The sequence below is a fragment of the Streptomyces nojiriensis genome, from assembly GCF_017639205.1.
GTDB lineage: Bacteria > Actinomycetota > Actinomycetes > Streptomycetales > Streptomycetaceae > Streptomyces > Streptomyces nojiriensis.
Genome location: NZ_CP071139.1, coordinates 3,304,383 through 3,318,213 on the forward strand (window position 1 = coordinate 3,304,383; position 13,831 = coordinate 3,318,213).

A 13,831-nucleotide genomic window follows, 5' to 3' on the forward strand; every position below is an offset into this window, starting at 1 on the left:
GAGGCCTGTGGCTACGAGTACGCGGGCGGCGGCGGTCCGAAGCCCGCGGGGGTGGTTTCGGGGGCCGGAGCCTCGTCGCTGCGCATGAGGTCACGTGCCATGAGGGTGGCCCCGGCCACCGCGCCCGGCATCAGGAACACCGCGACGAGCGGCACCAGGAACGCCAGCACCAGCGGCACCCCGAAGCCCAGCACCAGCATCCGCCGCGAGCGCAGCAGCTCCAGCCGGTCGGGCAGCTCCACCTTGCGCCGCTGCAGGGCCACGGCGGTGAGCTCCTGGGTCAGGAAGTACCCGGAGACGCAGAAGCCGAGCACCGGGATCACCGTCTGCCCGATCACCGGGATGAAACCGAGGACGAAGAGCAGGATCCCGTACAGCAGGACCCGTACGAGCACCTTCACGCTGTCCCGGGCCGAGACCCACAGCTCCAGCCAGAGCGGGAGCCCCGACCGCGGCACGTCGCCGCCCTCGCTGCGGTCGACCTGCTCGGAGAGGGACTCGTAGAACGGCTGGCCGATCAGCAGGGTCACGGCGGTGAAGGTGATCACCGCGAGGAAGAGCCCCAGGCCGAAGAACAGGGCGGTCAGGAAGCCGCGGAAGAGCGAGAGCCAGGGCGCGGACCAGTCGTCGGCGAAGGGGGTGGCCCAGGCGGTCAGGTCGTCGGCTCCGTAGCCGAGCCCGATCAGGGCGCCGGCGTAGAGGACGAGCGCGACGAGCCCGGGCAGCAGCCCGAAGCCCAGCCACCGGCCGTGGCCGAACACCCATCGCTGTCCGGCCAGCAGATACCGGAAGCCCCCCGCAAGATCACGCATGGGGCCAGTTTACGGCGAAGGCCGCACCCCGGTCGGGGTGCGGCCTTCGCGCTGCGAGCGCCGGATCAGACGGCGAGCTCGACGGTGATGTTGCCGCGGGTGGCCTTGGAGTACGGGCAGACCTCGTGGGCCTTCTCGATGAGCTCCTTGGCGGTGGCGGCGTCCACGTTCGGGATCACGGCGGAGATCTTGACGATCAGGCCGAAGCCCTCGTCGTTCTTGCCGATGCCGACCTCGGCGGTGACCGTGGAGCCGGAGATGTCGGCGTTCACGTTCTTCGCGACGACGCCCAGGGCGCCCTGGAAGCAGGCGCTGTAGCCGGCGGCGAACAGCTGCTCCGGGTTGGTACCGGCGCCGCTGCCACCGAGCTCCTTCGGCGGGTTCACGACGACGTCGAGCTGGCCGTCGTTGGTGGCGACGCGACCGTCACGGCCGTTCTCGGCGGTGGCGACAGCGGTGTAGGCGACGTCGGACTGCTGGATGGACATAAAGGAAAATCCTCCTGGTAATCGCCGTGAGTCGCGCCCACGATCACGACGGTGTGCAGTGAGCCTAACCGGTGAAGGAAACGATCATCTTTCCGGTGTTCTCGCCGCGCAGCATGCCGAGGAAGGCGGAGGTGGCGTTCTCGACGCCCTCGACGACCGTCTCGTCGTACCGCAGCTCGCCGGAGCGCAGCCATCCGGCGACGTCCTGGACGAACTGCTGCTGCAGCCCGTTGTGGTCGTTGACGAGGATGCCCTGCAGGCGCAGGCGCTTGCCGATGACCTGCATCAGGTTGCGCGGACCGGGGGCGGCCTCGGTGTCGTTGTAACCGGCGATCGCACCGCACAGGGTGGCCCGGCCGTTCACCTTCATCGAGGAGATGGCGGCCTCCAGGTGGTCGCCGCCGACGTTGTCGAAGTAGACGTCGATGCCCTCGGGGGCCGCGGCCGGCAGCTGCTCGGCGACGGGGCCGTTCTTGTAGTTGAAGGCGGCGTCGAAGCCGTACTTCTCCGTGAGCAGCGTCACCTTCTCGTCCGAGCCGGCGGAGCCGATCACGCGGGAGGCGCCCTTGATCCTGGCGAACTGGCCGACGAGGCTGCCGACGGCACCGGCGGCGCCGGAGACGAAGACGGAGTCGCCCTCCTTGAAGGAGGCGACCTCGAAGAGTCCGGCGTAGGCGGTCAGGCCCGGCATGCCGAGGACGCCGAGGTAGGCGGAGAGCGGGGCGAGCGAGGCGTCCACCTTCACGGCGTGCGCGGCGTCGAGGTCCGCGTACTCGCGCCAGCCGAAGGGGTGCAGGACGTGATCGCCGACGGCGAAGCCCTCGGCGGCGGAGGCGACGATCTCGCCGACCGCGCCGCCCTGCATCGGCTCGTCCAGCTGGAACGGCGGGATGTACGACTTCACGTCGTTCATCCGGCCGCGCATGTAGGGGTCCACGGACATGTACAGATTGCGCACGAGGATCCGGCCGGCGGCGGGCTCGGCGGACACGGGCACCTCGCGCAGCGCGAAGTCCTCGGCGACGGGCCAGCCCTGCGGGCGACGGACGAGGTGCCACTCGCGGCTGACGGCGGGGATCTGGGACATGCGGCGCTCCTGGTCAGAACGAAATTGCTTCACTAGGTGAAACAACCATGCGCCTAGATATTTCATGTTGTCAAGTAAATGGGTACGCTGGTTCCATGCCCAGTCGTCGCGTAGACCCAGTGACCATCGAAGTCGTCGAGCTCATCGCCGACGTCGTGGCCCGCTATCACACGGAGTACGAGCACGCGGCCGCCAGCCACCAGCTCACCGGCGCCCAGGCCAAGGTGCTGAACATGCTCTCCCTGGAGCCCATGCCGATGCGGCGCATCGCGCTGAAGCTGCGGTGCGAGCCCTCGAACGTGACCGGCATCGTCGACCGCCTGGAGACCCGCGGCCTGGTCGAGCGCCGGCCGGACCCGGCGGACCGCCGGGTGAAGCTGGCCGCCCCCACCGAGGAGGGCACGCTGACCGCGGAGCGGCTGCGCGAGTCGCTGGACTTCGCCCGCGAACCGCTGGCCGGGCTGTCCACGGAGGAACGGACGGTCCTGCGGGACCTCCTCAGGCGCATGCTGGCCTGACGCCACCGACGGGCCCGGGCCGGCCCTGCCCGACGGCTCCCCCGTCCGGGTCTCCACCGCCCCGCTCACGGCCTGGCGGACGGTCTGGGTCGCCGCGTGGATCGTCGGGCGCTTCCCCTAGAACCAGCCGCAGAAGATCCAGCAGTCCTTGGTCGGCGAGGGTGAGGGCGTGGGCGTCGGGGGCGGCGGGGGTGACGGTGCCTGCGTGCCCCGGGAGCCGCTGGGCGACGGCTTCCCCGACGCGGTTCCTCCTGCGGACGACCCCGGGCCGGGGGTACGGGACGCCGGGCCCGAAGTCGCCGGGGCGGGGGCGGACGAGGCCGGACCCGGCTGCGCGACGCTCCCGGAAGGCGCCGCGGCACCGGTCTTCTTCGTACCCGCGACGGTGGCCTTCGCCGTGGACTTCCCGGGCCCCGTGGGCGCACCGGCCGTCGGGGCGTCGGGCAGCGGGGCGGGCTGCTGCGGGCCGTCGTCGGTCAGCACCACCGTCGCGGCCCGGTCGGTGCGCTCCCCGTCGGTGGCCATGCGGGCCACCGCCATGGAGCCGCCGACCGCGATCAGCAGGCCGAGCGAGAGCGACAGCACGGTCCGGCGGCGGCGCCGGTGCGTGACCCGGCGGCGGGCACCGGCGCGCCGCTCGTTCGGCGCGGACAGGACGACGACCGAGTCGGCGAAGACCTCGGCCAGTGCGGTCGGCGGTGCGGGGGCGGGCGGCTCGGCGGCGGTCACGGCGGCCGGCGCGGCACCGGACGCGGTGGGTATCAGGTACTCGGCGGGGGTTCCGCATCCGGCGCACGCCAGTGCGCCGTTGAGGTGCCTCCGGCAGGCGTGGCAATAGTTCATGGCGCCCGCAGGCTACGTGGTCTGCGGCAACATCCGGATCCCGAGAACGTAAGGATCCTGTGTGGAATCGTTCCCTCCATGACATCTTTCGGGCCGACCGGATTCCAGTTGGTGCTCTTGCGGCGGATGGCCGACTTCCAGCCGGACCTTGCCGACGAGGCCCGCCGCCGACTGGGTGCCTCGCTCGCGGACCAGCGGGAGGCGAACAAGCGCTGGCAGGCGATGGCGCGGTCGCCCCGCTCCCGCGGGGCGCTGGCCCGGTACCGGTCGGTGCTCGGCCCGCCGGAGTCCGCCGAGCACCGCACGATCGGCGATCTGGAGTGCGAGGCCCTGCTGTGGCCGCTGCCGCTCTGGCCGGACCTGCGCTTCGAGGTGCTGGCCGCACCGGACGGGGCCGTGTGGAACGAGTGGCTGGTGCGGGCCCCGGGCGCGCCGGGGCCCGTACTGGAGTCGCCGGACGATCTGCGGCCCTGGTCGGCGACGGTCGACGAGGTCGCGCGGGCCTTCGCCCCGGTCCGGCCGATGGAGGGCACCGCGCCGACCCGCTGGCGCCTGGCCTTCGCCGCGAAGGGGCGGCCCTGCGTGGCGGAGTTCACCTACGGCCTGCTGCAGCGGTTCTCCCTGGCCGAGGGGGAGGACACGGCCTAGGAAGAGAGGAAGGCGCGGACCCCGGCCGAGGTGGCGTCGTCGCCGAGCAGGTCGTTGTGTCCCAGGCAGCCGACCGGCGTGTTGGCGGCTCCGGTCAGCGGGACGCTGTCGTCCGGGTTGACGACCTCGTCGCAGTTCGACCAGAAGGTCGCGTACTTCACCGCGCCCGGGGTCTCGTCCCCGCTGTTCAGGTTCTTCACCACGTACGACCCCGGGGTCATGTCCCGGCACGCCTGGTCCCACAGCGCGCAGGCCCAGGCGGTGGAGGTGCCGCGGTTGGGTCCGGCCAGCGAGACCCAGTGGTCCACGGCGGCCGCGCCGCCGCCGAACTTGACGTACCAGCGGCTGACCAGCGAGCCGAAGGAGTGCGCGACGACGTCGACCCGGGCGGCGCCGGTCTCCCGGCGGACCTGGTCGACGTAGGCGCCGAGCCGCCCGGCGAGGACCTCGTTGACCGACTGGTGGGTGTCGTAGCCGAAGGAGAAGAGCTCCGCGTCGCTGTACCCGGCGGCCCTCAGGTCCGCGCGCAGGGCTCCCCAGACACCCGGATCGGCGTTGTAGCCGTGCACGAGGACCACCGGATGGCGGGCGGAGGAGGCACGGGCCGGGGAGGCCGCCGGCAGCGCGAGGCACAGCGTCAGGAGTGCCAGGAGCACCGGGAGCGCCTGGAGTCTCTGTCGGGCCGTCAGCATCGGGTCCCCTTTACCTTGTTACGCGCGAGTAGCGCGTGCGGTGGGCGCATGGTGCTGCCTGTCGGTACAGAAATCCACCCCCATGCAGCCTCGACACACCCCCGGCCGGAGCAGCCCAACGGGCCATAAGACCGAATTGCCCGCGATGATATGAAAAGTGGCCGACACTTCCGTCGGTCCTCTAGCGTCAGCGCTCCCGGGAGGATCTGCCGTGACCGTCAGTCTTGAGCAGTTGCGCCGCTGCCACGTCGCCGTCGACCTGGGGGCGGCGAGGACCCGCGTGTACGTCAAGGGCGCCGGCCTCGTGGTCGACGAACCCAGCGTCGCCGCGGTCAACACGCGCACCGGCGCACTCATCGCCGTCGGCTCCTTCGCCGAACGGATGACGGGCCGCACACCCGACTACATCCGGGTCGTACGCCCCGTCTCCGGCGGCACCGTCGTCGACATCGAGATGGCCCAGCGGATGCTGCGTCACCTCCTCGGCGAGAAGCTGCGGCGCGCCCTGCGCCGCAAGCCGCGGCTGCGGGCCGCGGCCTGCACCCCCCACGACGCGGACCCGCTCGCCCAGCGGGCCACCGTGGAGACCCTCGTCGGGCTCGGCGCCCGGCGCGTCGAACTGGTCGACACCCTGATCGCGGCGGCCGTCGGCTGCGGACTCCCCGTGGAGCAGCCGACCGCGACGATGATCATGGTGTGCGGGGCCGCGGCCACCCAGGTGGCCGTCCTCTCCCTCGGATCCATCGTCACCGCCCAGCGGATCCCGGTCGGCGGCGAGGCCATCGACCACGCGGTCGTCCAGCACCTGCGCCACGCGCACGAGCTGATGCTCCCCAGCCAGGCCGTCCGGCCGCTGCAACTGGCCCTCCACGGCAACGGCCTCACCGCCGAGGGGCCGGCCTCCACCCTGATCCACGGCCGCGACGTGGCCACCGGACTGGCCCGCTCCGTCCACGTGGACACCGCGGCCGTACGGGACGCCATCCACACGCCGCTGACCGCCGTCCTCGACGGGATCGGCAAGGTGCTGCGGGACTGCCCGCCGGACCTGGTGGCCGATCTGACGGACCGGGGGATCATGATGGTGGGCGGCAGCGCCCTGCTGCCGGGCCTGGACCAGATGCTGCGGGACGCCACCGGAATGCCCGTCGCCATCGCGGAACGGCCCGACGTGTGCGCCGTACTCGGTCTCGGCGCGATGCTCGAAGGGAAGATCGCCCCCATGGTCCTCAACCCGCTGGCCGAATGAGGCCCCAGGAACCGAAAGAGCCCAAGGAGTCCGAGGAGTCCGAGGAGTCCTACGAGCCCGGGGAGCCGGACGGGCCGGGCGAGGAGGCTGCGCGCCTTCCGGCGCTGCTGGAAGCCGTCCTCAACGTGGGGTCCGAGCTGGAGCTGCACACCACCCTCCAGCACATCGTGGATTCCGCGACCGAGCTGTGCGCGGCCCGGTACGGAGCGCTCGGGGTCGTCGACCCCGAGCGCGTCCTGCTGACCCAGCTGTTCACGGCGGGGCTCACCGAGGAGGAGCGGGCCGCGATCCTGCACCTGCCGGACGCCCGCTCCGGCGTGCTCGGAGCACTCGTCAGCGACCCGCGCCCGCTGCTCGTGGACGACGTCACCGAGGACCCGCGGGCCGCCGGATTCCCGCCGGGCCACCCGCCCATGCACAGCCTCCTGGGCGTCCCGATCCGCGTGCACACGGAGGTCTTCGGCAACCTCTACCTCACCGAGAAGCGGGGCGGCGGGCCCTTCACCGACGAGGACCTCGCCCTGCTGCGCGTCCTTGCCTCGCAGGCGGGCATAGCGATCGGCAACGCCCGGCTCTACGACACCGCGCGCCGCCGGGAGCGCTGGATCGACGGCGCCGCCGCCGTGACCACGACGCTGCTCGCCGGACGCCCGGCGGCGGACGCCCTGCGGTGCGTGGCCGAACGGGCCCGGCTGCTGGCGGACGCCGCGGCCGGGGTCGTGCTCCAGCCGACCCCCGAGGGCGGCATGGAGATCGTGGCCGCCTCCACGCAGGGGGACCCCGGGGACCTGGTGGGGACGGCGATCGCCCCCGGTTCGCCGGTGCTGGTACAACTCCTCGGCGGTGAGCCCGTCTTCATCGACGACTCGGCGACGGACCCCCGGATGACCACGCACGTCCGGGAGCGGTTCGGGCCGAGCATGATGCTTCCGCTGCAGAGCGGCGGCCAGCTGATCGGCACCCTGGCCCTGCCCCGCGCCCGGGGCGGCCCCGCGTACGACGCGGTGGACCGGCTGCTCGCCTCGCAGTTCGCCTCCCAGGCCGCGCTGGCCCTCGTACTCGCGGACGCCCAGCACAACCGGGAGCAGCTGGCGGTGTACGAGGACCGCGACCGGATCGCGCGGGACCTGCACGACCTGGTGGTCCAGCGGCTCTTCGCCACCGAGATGATGCTGGAGAGCACCCGGCGGCGGGCCGCGAACGCCCCCTCCGGGGACACGGTGGGCGACGAACTCGGCCGGGCCGTGGACGAGCTCGACTCCACCATCCAGGAGGTCCGGACGGCCATCTTCGCCCTGCAGCAGCCGCCGACCGACGCCCCGACGACCTTCCGGGGACGGGTGCTGCGCGAGACGGGCGGGGCAGCGGCCGTGCTCGGCTTCCAGCCGTCGGTGCACTTCGCGGGCGCGGTGGACGCCCTGCTGCCGGATCCGGTGGCGGTCGACCTGCTCGGTGCCCTGCGCGGCGCGCTGGCCGCGGCGCACCGGCGCGGCGAGATCACCTTCATCGACGTGCAGGTGGAGGCGAGCCCGTCCCGGGTCCGCCTGACGGTGGCGGACGACGGCCGTACGGAGTCGGGCGAGCGGGGCACGACGGTGACGTGGGAGTCGGCACTGTGACTGCTGGTCACCGGCGTCCGCTCCGGGGCTGTGTTTCCATGATCCGGTGAACGACGAGAGTGCTCCCGCAGCCGGCGAACGGGCGGTCCGGCAGGTCCGGCAGGTCCGGCGTCGGACGGACGCCGACCTCGGCGCGTGCGTCCAGGTGCTCGCCGAGGTCCACGAGCGGGACGGCTACCCCGTGAACTGGCCGGAGCACCCCGCCAGCTGGCTGTCCGGGCCGGAGCTGCTCGAGGCCTGGGTGGCGGAGCTGGACGGGCGGATCGTCGGTCACATCGGCCTGTCCCGCGCCGCTGCGGACGACGCAGCGCCCGCACTGTGGAGCGGCCGCGAGGGCGTGAGCGGTGCGGCGGCCGCCGTGGTCGGCCGCCTGTTCGTCGCCCCGGCGGCCCGGGGGCACGGGATCGGCGAGCTCCTGATGGCCCGGGCGGCGCGGGAGGCCCGGGAGCGCGATCTGCATCCCGTGCTCGACGTCGTGGCCTCCGACGCCTCGGCGGTGGCCCTCTACGAGCGGCTGGGCTGGGAGCTGCTGGCCACGGTCGAGCAGCGGTGGAGCCCGGAGCGGACGGTGACCGTGCACTGCTACGCGGCAGCCGGGTGCCGGTACACCCCTTAGTACTGCCCCGGCCGGGTGGCGGCACGCAGGGCGATCCGGGTGTTGGACTGGGCCACCCCCGCCTCCCGTTTCATCCGGCGGAGCAGCCCGTCGAGGGCGGCGGGATCGGCGGCCCGGGCGCGTACGAGGTAGTCGTGCTCGCCGGTCACGTGCACGACCTCGGTGATCCCCGAGAGCTTGGCGATCTGCCGCTCGAACTCCTCGTTGGTGGTGTCCTGGCGCAGGGTGACGTCGATGAAGACGACGAGCCCGCCTGCGGTGTCGGCCGCCGGGTCCACGATCGTGGTGAACCCGCGGATCACCCCTTCACGGCGCATCCGTCGTACCCGGTCGGCGGTGGCGTTGGCACTGAGGCCGACGCGGACTCCCAGGTCCCGGTACGAGATCCGCGCATCCTGCTGCAGGATGCCGAGGATTTCCCTGTCGAGGCGGTCCATACCGCGATTCTCGCAGCCGGGCCCGGTATGCGCTCTCGTCCCCCGAAGGCCGGGCCCGACGCTCGCCCCATGAGTGAACTGATGACACCGACGCTCGCGGGCGCGGCCGCCGGCCTGGGCGTGGCGATGCCCATGGGGGCGATGAGCGTGCTGCTGCTGCAGGAGGCGATGCGCGGCCGCCGCACGGCGGTGGCCGCGGCCGCGGGAATCGCGGCGGTCGACCTCGGCTACGCGGCCCTCGCCACCGCCCTGGGGCCCTGGGTGGCCTCCCACATCTCCCCCGTCGAGGCCTGGGTCCGGCTGGCCTCGGCGGTGATCCTGCTGGTCATCGCGGCACGCGGCCTGGCCGGAGCCCGCCCGCCCGGCGTCGGCGCCGCTGCGTCCGACTCCGGGCTCGGCGCAAGCGCGGGGTCCGGTACCGGTGCCGGGTCGGGCGCCGGGCAGGTGGGCGTGTTCGTGCAGGCGCGGCCCGGGAAGGCCTTCGTCCGGTACGTCGGGCTGACCGCCCTCAACCCCACCACCGCGCTCTACTTCGCCGCCCTCACCACCGCCCAGGGCGCCGCGCTGCGGACCGGTGCGGCCGGGGGCGCGTTCCTCCTCGGGGTCGGCGCCGCCTCGCTCCTCTGGCAGCAGGCCCTCGTGACACTCGGCTCCCTCGCCGGAACCCGGATCCCGGACCGCGCCCGCATCTGGACCTTCCGCCTCGGCTACGGGCTGGTCGCCGCGTACGCGGTGAAGATCGCCCTCCCCCTCCCGTGACCGACCGGCCGACCGGCCGGCCGAGGTTTGCCCCCTGTGCCCTCCGGCGGCGAGACTCGGTCCCGTGGACATGGGGATCTCCGGTTTCGAGCCGTCCTTCCTGGTCGGGGTCGAGGCGGTCCGGCAAGCGCACGGCGCCCGGCTGGCGGCGCTCGTCGGCCGACGGCTGACGGGGTTCGCCCTGGTGCGTTTCGCCGAGGACGGGGACTGGTACGCGGACTGCCCGGTGGTGCTCGACTTCGACGGCACCCGGGTCGAGGTCTGCCACACGAAGTTCGACGAACTCTCGATCGGCTGGGGCACCATCCGGACCACGGCGGCGATCACGGGGTGGGCCGAGTCCGGGCTGACGCCCGAGTGGTCGCACCGTGACGCGCGACTCGAACCGTTCGTCGGCCAGGAGCTGCGCGACCTCGCGCTGATCGAATGGCGGCCGGCGGGCCGTGACCTGGCGGCGGGGACCCTGGCGGTGGAGTTCGTCTTCGACGTCGGCCGCCTGCGCATCGCCAACGCACTCGACGAGAACGGCATCGAGACGGGCCCGGCCCGACAGACCCACCTGCGGCACGGACCCGAGCACTGACCGGAACCCCCCGACGGTACGGGCCTGCGGAGCGCCCCGGCTCATCGCCGATCCGGGCGCGCCCTATTTCCGTCCGGCACCGGATCGCCCGTCGGACCGCCCGGCCGGTCCCGCGCCGCGCCGGTCGCCACCGCCCGCCGACGCCGGCCGGATCCAGCGCCGGGCGCCACGGCAGCACCCCGTCCAAGTACTGTCGGCCGTAGACGACTTCGACGACCGTCGACCGACGACCGACGACCCGACCTGGGGTGACCCCGTGACGACCCGCCTCTCGGCCCGCGCGGCCATCGCCTCCGTGACCGACCCCGGCAGCTTCACCGAACTCCCCGCGCCCCGGAGGGAGTCCCCCGCCGACGGCCCCCTGGAGTGGACCGGCTACGACGACTCCCGCGCCCGCGCCGTCGAGCGCACCGGCGAGCAGGAGTCCGTGGTCACCGGCACCGCCCGGATCGGCGGGCACGAAGCCACCGTCATCTCCTTCGAGTTCGGCTTCCTCGGCGGCTCGCTGGGGCAGCGCACCGGGGACCGGCTCGAAGCCGCGTACACCCACGCCCGCGAGCACCGGCTTCCCCTCGTCTCGCTCATCGCCACCGGCGGCTCCCGGATGCAGGAGGGCATGCTCGCCCTCACCCAGCTCCAGCGCGTGGCCCGCCAGTGCGTCCTGACCCGGGCCGCGGGGCTCCCGCAGCTCGCCGTGCTGCGCGATCCGACCACGGGCGGCGGCTGGGCCACCCTGGGGGCCGGGGCCGACGTCGTCCTCGCGCTCCCCGGGGCCCAGGTCGGCTTCGCCGGTTCCCGCGTGCGTCCGGCGGACGCGGATCCGGCGGCGTACTGCGCCGAGGGCCAGTACGCCGCCGGTCACGTGGACGCCGTGGTGCCCGCCGCCCATCTGCTGGGCACCCTCGCGAGCTGGCTCCGCGTCCTGGCCGCGCCCCGCTCCGGCGGGCCGGTCGAGCCCCCGGCCGCGCTGGCCGACGCAGCGCCGCCCGCCACCGGCTGGGACGCGGTACGGCAGGCCCGCGACCCCGGCCGGCCGCGCGCCGAGGCGTACCTGGACGCGTACTTCGAGCTCCGCCTGCACCTCTCGGGGGACCGGGCGGGTGGCACGGACCCGGGGATGCTGTGCGGGTTCGGGCTGCGGGAGGGCCGGGCCGTGGCCTACGCCGCCCAGTGCGGCACCGCCACCCGCCCTGCGGGCTACCGTACGGCCGCCCGCGTCATCCGCCTCGCGGACCGGCTCGGCATCCCGGTGCTCACCCTGGTGGACACCCCGGGCGCGGCCAACGACGCCGCCGCCGAACACGCGGGTGCGGGCGCCGCCATCGCCGACACCTTCGCGGCGCTGGCCGCGGCGACCGTCCCCGTCACCACCCTGCTGATCGGCGAGGGCGGCTCGGGCGGCGCCCTCGCGCTGGCCGCTCCGGGGAACACCTGGGTCACCCCGGACAGCTACTTCTCGGTGATCGCCCCGGAACTGGCGGCGGCCATCCTCAAGCGGCCCCCGTCGGCCGCGCCCGCCACGGCGGACCAACTCCGCGTCCGCCCCCAGGACCTGGTCGCCCTGGGAGTCGCCCGCGGTATCGTCGGCCCGGCCCGGGCCGTATCGGGCTAACGCCGCCCGTCCCGACGCTGCGGCAGCCGGACGTCCACCCGGTACAGCCGCGTCACCTGCTGGGCGAGCTCGTTGTCGTCGCTGGCCGGCAGCAGCCGGACGCGCCCGCGCCCGTCGTGGTCCGTGACGCCCATGCCCTCGATGTTGTCCACGAGCGGGTGGTTCTGCGGCAGCTTCGACGGCGCCCCCGGCGTCGGGCAGTCGTCGAAGTCCCCGATCGCCGTCTTCCGCGCGACCCGCAGGCCCGCGCCCTCCGTCAGCGTCTCCACCCTTGAGGTGTCCGTCGCGCCCAGGGGATCGGCGACGTACAGCCGTACGGTGATCGCGAACTCCCGGGTGAAGCCCCGCTCCAGCACGATCAGCCGACCGTCGCGCGTCGGCGCGAGCTCCACCAGCCCGTGCCCGGGATCCACCGGGTAGGCGTACTGCCGGCCGAGGACGAACTCTCCGTTCCCGTGCCGCTCCCAGGTCTGGATCCGCTGCAGGGTCCGGCCCTGCGCGTCCTTGCCGTCACCGGCCAGCGCCCCTCGACGCCCGCCACCAGGGTGCGTCCGCCGGGCAGCAGGGTCAGCGACTCGAAGGTCTGGTTCGCGGTCGCCCGCCCCTGCGGTGCGAGCCGGAAGGCGTCCGGGACCGGCAGCGTGCCCAGCACCCCACCGGTCCGGCCGCAGCGCCGGATCGCGGGCGCGAACTCGTCCGTGACCAGGTACGAGCCGTCCCGGTCGACGACGATCCCCTCGGAGTCCAGGGGCTGCCCGGCGCCGTCCGTCAGCGACAGCCGCTTCGTGGCCGTGGCCTTCGGGATGTCACCGCGCCCGACCTTCAGCGAGTACAGCGCCGACTTGTCGGAGAGGGCGGCGATCGTGCCGTCCCGGTCGACGGCGAGACCGGAGATGCCGCCGACCAGGCGCCCGTCGATCGTGGTCTTGTCGAGCGCGTCGGAATGGCCCGCGACGGAGAGGTACGGCGAGCAGGACCGGTTCCGCTCCGGGGCCTCGGCCGCCACGGCGGGCGGGGCGAGCCCCTTCACAACCGGCCGGATCGGGCGAACCTCGCCGGGCTGGTCCCGACGTGCCGCCCGAAGTGCCGGGTGAGGTGCGCCTGGTCGTAGAAGCCCGCGGCCGTCGCCGCGTCGGCCGGCCCCATCCCCGCCAGCAGCAGCCGCCGCGCCAGCTCCACCCGCCGCCCGGTGAGGTACGCGTGCGGGGGCAGCCCGTACGCCGCCTTGAAGCTCCGGATCAGGTGCGTGGGGTGGAGGTGCCCGAGCTCGGCCGAGGCCTCCGCCAGGGTGATCCCCTCGGCCACCCGCGCGTCGAGCAGCTCGCGCAGCCGTACGGCCACCCGCGCGGCCGGCACCGGCACCTGCCCCGGGCCCGTGCCCGTACCCGGCCCTTCGGCCGCGCGACCCGCCAGTCGGCGGTGCAGCCGCTCCCGCACGAAGGCCAGGCGCGACTGCGCCTCGAAGGGGTCCCGCTCCGCGAGCGCCAGGTGCAGCCCGTGCACGCGCTCGCGGAGCGCGCGGTCGGCCAGCAGCGGGGTGTCGACGGCGGCCCCGGTCAGCCGCTCCGGGAGCACCGAGGCGTCCAGGTACAGCACGCGCTTGCGGAAACCGGCCTCGGTCACGGTCCGCCCGTCGTGGCTCACCCCGGGCGGCAGCAGGACCACCGTGTCCGACACCCCTAGGCCGTGCCGCTCCCCGTCGAGGGCGAAGTCCACCCGTCCGCCGTCGAGGATCATCAGCGCCCAGGTGTCGTGCACGTGGGCCGGGTACGCGTGCTCGGTGAACCGGGCGTGGAAGACCTCGGCGATGCCGGTCACCGGCGGCTGCCAGGCGGACACGGTGCTGGGCGGACGTATCGCGGCCATGT

The 13,831-nt window shown here is 73.8% G+C and carries 15 protein-coding genes and 1 pseudogene; 8 read left to right on the forward strand and 8 right to left on the reverse strand.

Features of this window, described 5'->3' with window-relative positions; translation table 11 throughout:
* Positions 1-11: 11 nt before the first annotated feature.
* The 3 genes from JYK04_RS15430 to JYK04_RS15440 form a co-directional block, all read right to left on the reverse strand.
* Positions 12-812, reverse strand: coding sequence for an EI24 domain-containing protein (locus JYK04_RS15430; RefSeq protein ID WP_189736739.1), 801 nt, complete (start codon positions 810-812; stop codon positions 12-14).
* A 65-nt stretch (positions 813-877) separates the two neighbouring features.
* Positions 878-1,300, reverse strand: a complete 423-nt coding sequence (locus JYK04_RS15435) for an organic hydroperoxide resistance protein (RefSeq protein WP_030657091.1) — start codon at positions 1,298-1,300, stop codon at positions 878-880.
* Positions 1,301-1,364: 64 nt separating this feature from the next.
* A complete protein-coding gene (locus JYK04_RS15440; RefSeq protein WP_189736741.1) occupies positions 1,365-2,387 on the reverse strand; it encodes an NADP-dependent oxidoreductase in 1,023 nt (340 codons plus the stop codon).
* Positions 2,388-2,482: 95 nt separating this feature from the next.
* Here JYK04_RS15440 and JYK04_RS15445 point away from each other — a divergent pair, with 95 nt between their 5' ends.
* Positions 2,483-2,905, forward strand: a complete 423-nt coding sequence (locus tag JYK04_RS15445) for a MarR family winged helix-turn-helix transcriptional regulator (protein WP_189736743.1) — start codon at positions 2,483-2,485, stop codon at positions 2,903-2,905.
* 117 nt (positions 2,906-3,022) lie between these two features.
* On the opposite strand, the gene JYK04_RS15450 is transcribed toward JYK04_RS15445, so the two are convergent.
* Positions 3,023-3,748 (reverse strand): SCO2400 family protein, encoded by a 726-nt coding sequence (locus JYK04_RS15450; RefSeq protein WP_189736745.1) that lies wholly within the window; start codon positions 3,746-3,748, stop codon positions 3,023-3,025.
* 78 nt (positions 3,749-3,826) lie between these two features.
* Here JYK04_RS15450 and JYK04_RS15455 point away from each other — a divergent pair, with 78 nt between their 5' ends.
* Positions 3,827-4,396: a hypothetical protein gene (locus JYK04_RS15455; RefSeq protein ID WP_189736747.1), complete on the forward strand. Its 570-nt coding sequence runs from the start codon at positions 3,827-3,829 to the stop codon at positions 4,394-4,396.
* Here the strand turns inward: JYK04_RS15455 and JYK04_RS15460 are convergent.
* Positions 4,393-5,088 carry an esterase/lipase family protein gene (locus JYK04_RS15460; protein ID WP_189736749.1) on the reverse strand — a complete coding sequence of 232 codons (696 nt, stop codon included), beginning with the start codon at positions 5,086-5,088 and terminating at the stop codon, positions 4,393-4,395. The two genes, JYK04_RS15455 and JYK04_RS15460, sit on opposite strands and share 4 nt — an antisense overlap.
* 211 nt (positions 5,089-5,299) lie before the next feature.
* On the opposite strand from JYK04_RS15460, the gene JYK04_RS15465 reads away from it, so the two are divergent.
* From JYK04_RS15465 to JYK04_RS15475, 3 genes are read left to right on the forward strand one after another with little or no spacing between them, the layout of a single operon-like run.
* Entirely contained in the window at positions 5,300-6,337 is a 1,038-nt protein-coding gene (locus tag JYK04_RS15465; protein WP_030715469.1) for a rod shape-determining protein, read from the forward strand.
* Positions 6,334-7,956 carry a GAF domain-containing protein gene (locus JYK04_RS15470; protein ID WP_189736752.1) on the forward strand — a complete coding sequence of 541 codons (1,623 nt, stop codon included), beginning with the start codon at positions 6,334-6,336 and terminating at the stop codon, positions 7,954-7,956. The genes JYK04_RS15465 and JYK04_RS15470 overlap by 4 nt, the downstream gene beginning before the upstream one ends.
* Before the next feature lie 46 nt (positions 7,957-8,002).
* On the forward strand, positions 8,003-8,572 hold the full coding sequence (locus tag JYK04_RS15475) for a GNAT family N-acetyltransferase (protein WP_229875212.1): 570 nt from the start codon (positions 8,003-8,005) through the stop codon (positions 8,570-8,572).
* Here JYK04_RS15475 and JYK04_RS15480 read toward each other — a convergent pair.
* On the reverse strand, positions 8,569-9,009 hold the full coding sequence (locus tag JYK04_RS15480; protein WP_189736753.1) for an Lrp/AsnC family transcriptional regulator: 441 nt from the start codon (positions 9,007-9,009) through the stop codon (positions 8,569-8,571). The two genes, JYK04_RS15475 and JYK04_RS15480, sit on opposite strands and share 4 nt — an antisense overlap.
* A 69-nt stretch (positions 9,010-9,078) precedes the next feature.
* On the opposite strand from JYK04_RS15480, the gene JYK04_RS15485 reads away from it, so the two are divergent.
* The 3 genes from JYK04_RS15485 (at position 9,079) to JYK04_RS15495 (ending at position 11,963) form a co-directional block, all read left to right on the forward strand.
* Positions 9,079-9,768: a LysE family transporter gene (locus JYK04_RS15485; RefSeq protein ID WP_189736755.1), complete on the forward strand. Its 690-nt coding sequence runs from the start codon at positions 9,079-9,081 to the stop codon at positions 9,766-9,768.
* Between the two features lie 70 nt (positions 9,769-9,838).
* Positions 9,839-10,351, forward strand: coding sequence for a hypothetical protein (locus JYK04_RS15490; RefSeq protein ID WP_202186110.1), 513 nt, complete (start codon positions 9,839-9,841; stop codon positions 10,349-10,351).
* Between the two features lie 256 nt (positions 10,352-10,607).
* The gene (locus tag JYK04_RS15495; RefSeq protein WP_189736759.1) at positions 10,608-11,963 is read left to right on the forward strand and encodes a carboxyl transferase domain-containing protein; all 1,356 of its coding nucleotides are present in this window, start codon (positions 10,608-10,610) and stop codon (positions 11,961-11,963) included.
* Here JYK04_RS15495 and JYK04_RS42390 read toward each other — a convergent pair.
* Together JYK04_RS42390 and JYK04_RS15505 are read right to left on the reverse strand one after the other, a co-directional pair.
* Positions 11,960-12,993, reverse strand: a pseudogene (locus tag JYK04_RS42390) (esterase-like activity of phytase family protein). The gene JYK04_RS15495 and the pseudogene JYK04_RS42390 sit on opposite strands and share 4 nt — an antisense overlap.
* A complete protein-coding gene (locus tag JYK04_RS15505) occupies positions 12,990-13,829 on the reverse strand; it encodes a helix-turn-helix domain-containing protein (RefSeq protein WP_189736761.1) in 840 nt (279 codons plus the stop codon). The pseudogene JYK04_RS42390 and the gene JYK04_RS15505 overlap by 4 nt, the downstream one beginning before the upstream one ends.
* Positions 13,830-13,831: the final 2 nt, after the last annotated feature.

What these genes read in the sequence shown, in the direction of transcription:
- JYK04_RS15430 (WP_189736739.1), bottom strand. Translation starts at nt 812, where the DNA reads ATGCGTGATCTTGCGGGGGGCTTCCGGTATCTGCTGGCCGGACAGCGA.
- JYK04_RS15435 (WP_030657091.1), bottom strand. Translation starts at nt 1,300, where the DNA reads ATGTCCATCCAGCAGTCCGACGTCGCCTACACCGCTGTCGCCACCGCC.
- JYK04_RS15440 (WP_189736741.1), bottom strand. Translation starts at nt 2,387, where the DNA reads ATGTCCCAGATCCCCGCCGTCAGCCGCGAGTGGCACCTCGTCCGTCGC.
- JYK04_RS15445 (WP_189736743.1), top strand. Translation starts at nt 2,483, where the DNA reads ATGCCCAGTCGTCGCGTAGACCCAGTGACCATCGAAGTCGTCGAGCTC.
- JYK04_RS15450 (WP_189736745.1), bottom strand. Translation starts at nt 3,748, where the DNA reads ATGAACTATTGCCACGCCTGCCGGAGGCACCTCAACGGCGCACTGGCG.
- JYK04_RS15455 (WP_189736747.1), top strand. Translation starts at nt 3,827, where the DNA reads ATGACATCTTTCGGGCCGACCGGATTCCAGTTGGTGCTCTTGCGGCGG.
- JYK04_RS15460 (WP_189736749.1), bottom strand. Translation starts at nt 5,088, where the DNA reads ATGCTGACGGCCCGACAGAGACTCCAGGCGCTCCCGGTGCTCCTGGCA.
- JYK04_RS15470 (WP_189736752.1), top strand. Translation starts at nt 6,334, where the DNA reads ATGAGGCCCCAGGAACCGAAAGAGCCCAAGGAGTCCGAGGAGTCCGAG.
- JYK04_RS15480 (WP_189736753.1), bottom strand. Translation starts at nt 9,009, where the DNA reads ATGGACCGCCTCGACAGGGAAATCCTCGGCATCCTGCAGCAGGATGCG.
- JYK04_RS15485 (WP_189736755.1), top strand. Translation starts at nt 9,079, where the DNA reads ATGAGTGAACTGATGACACCGACGCTCGCGGGCGCGGCCGCCGGCCTG.
- JYK04_RS15490 (WP_202186110.1), top strand. Translation starts at nt 9,839, where the DNA reads ATGGGGATCTCCGGTTTCGAGCCGTCCTTCCTGGTCGGGGTCGAGGCG.
- JYK04_RS15505 (WP_189736761.1), bottom strand. Translation starts at nt 13,829, where the DNA reads ATGGCCGCGATACGTCCGCCCAGCACCGTGTCCGCCTGGCAGCCGCCG.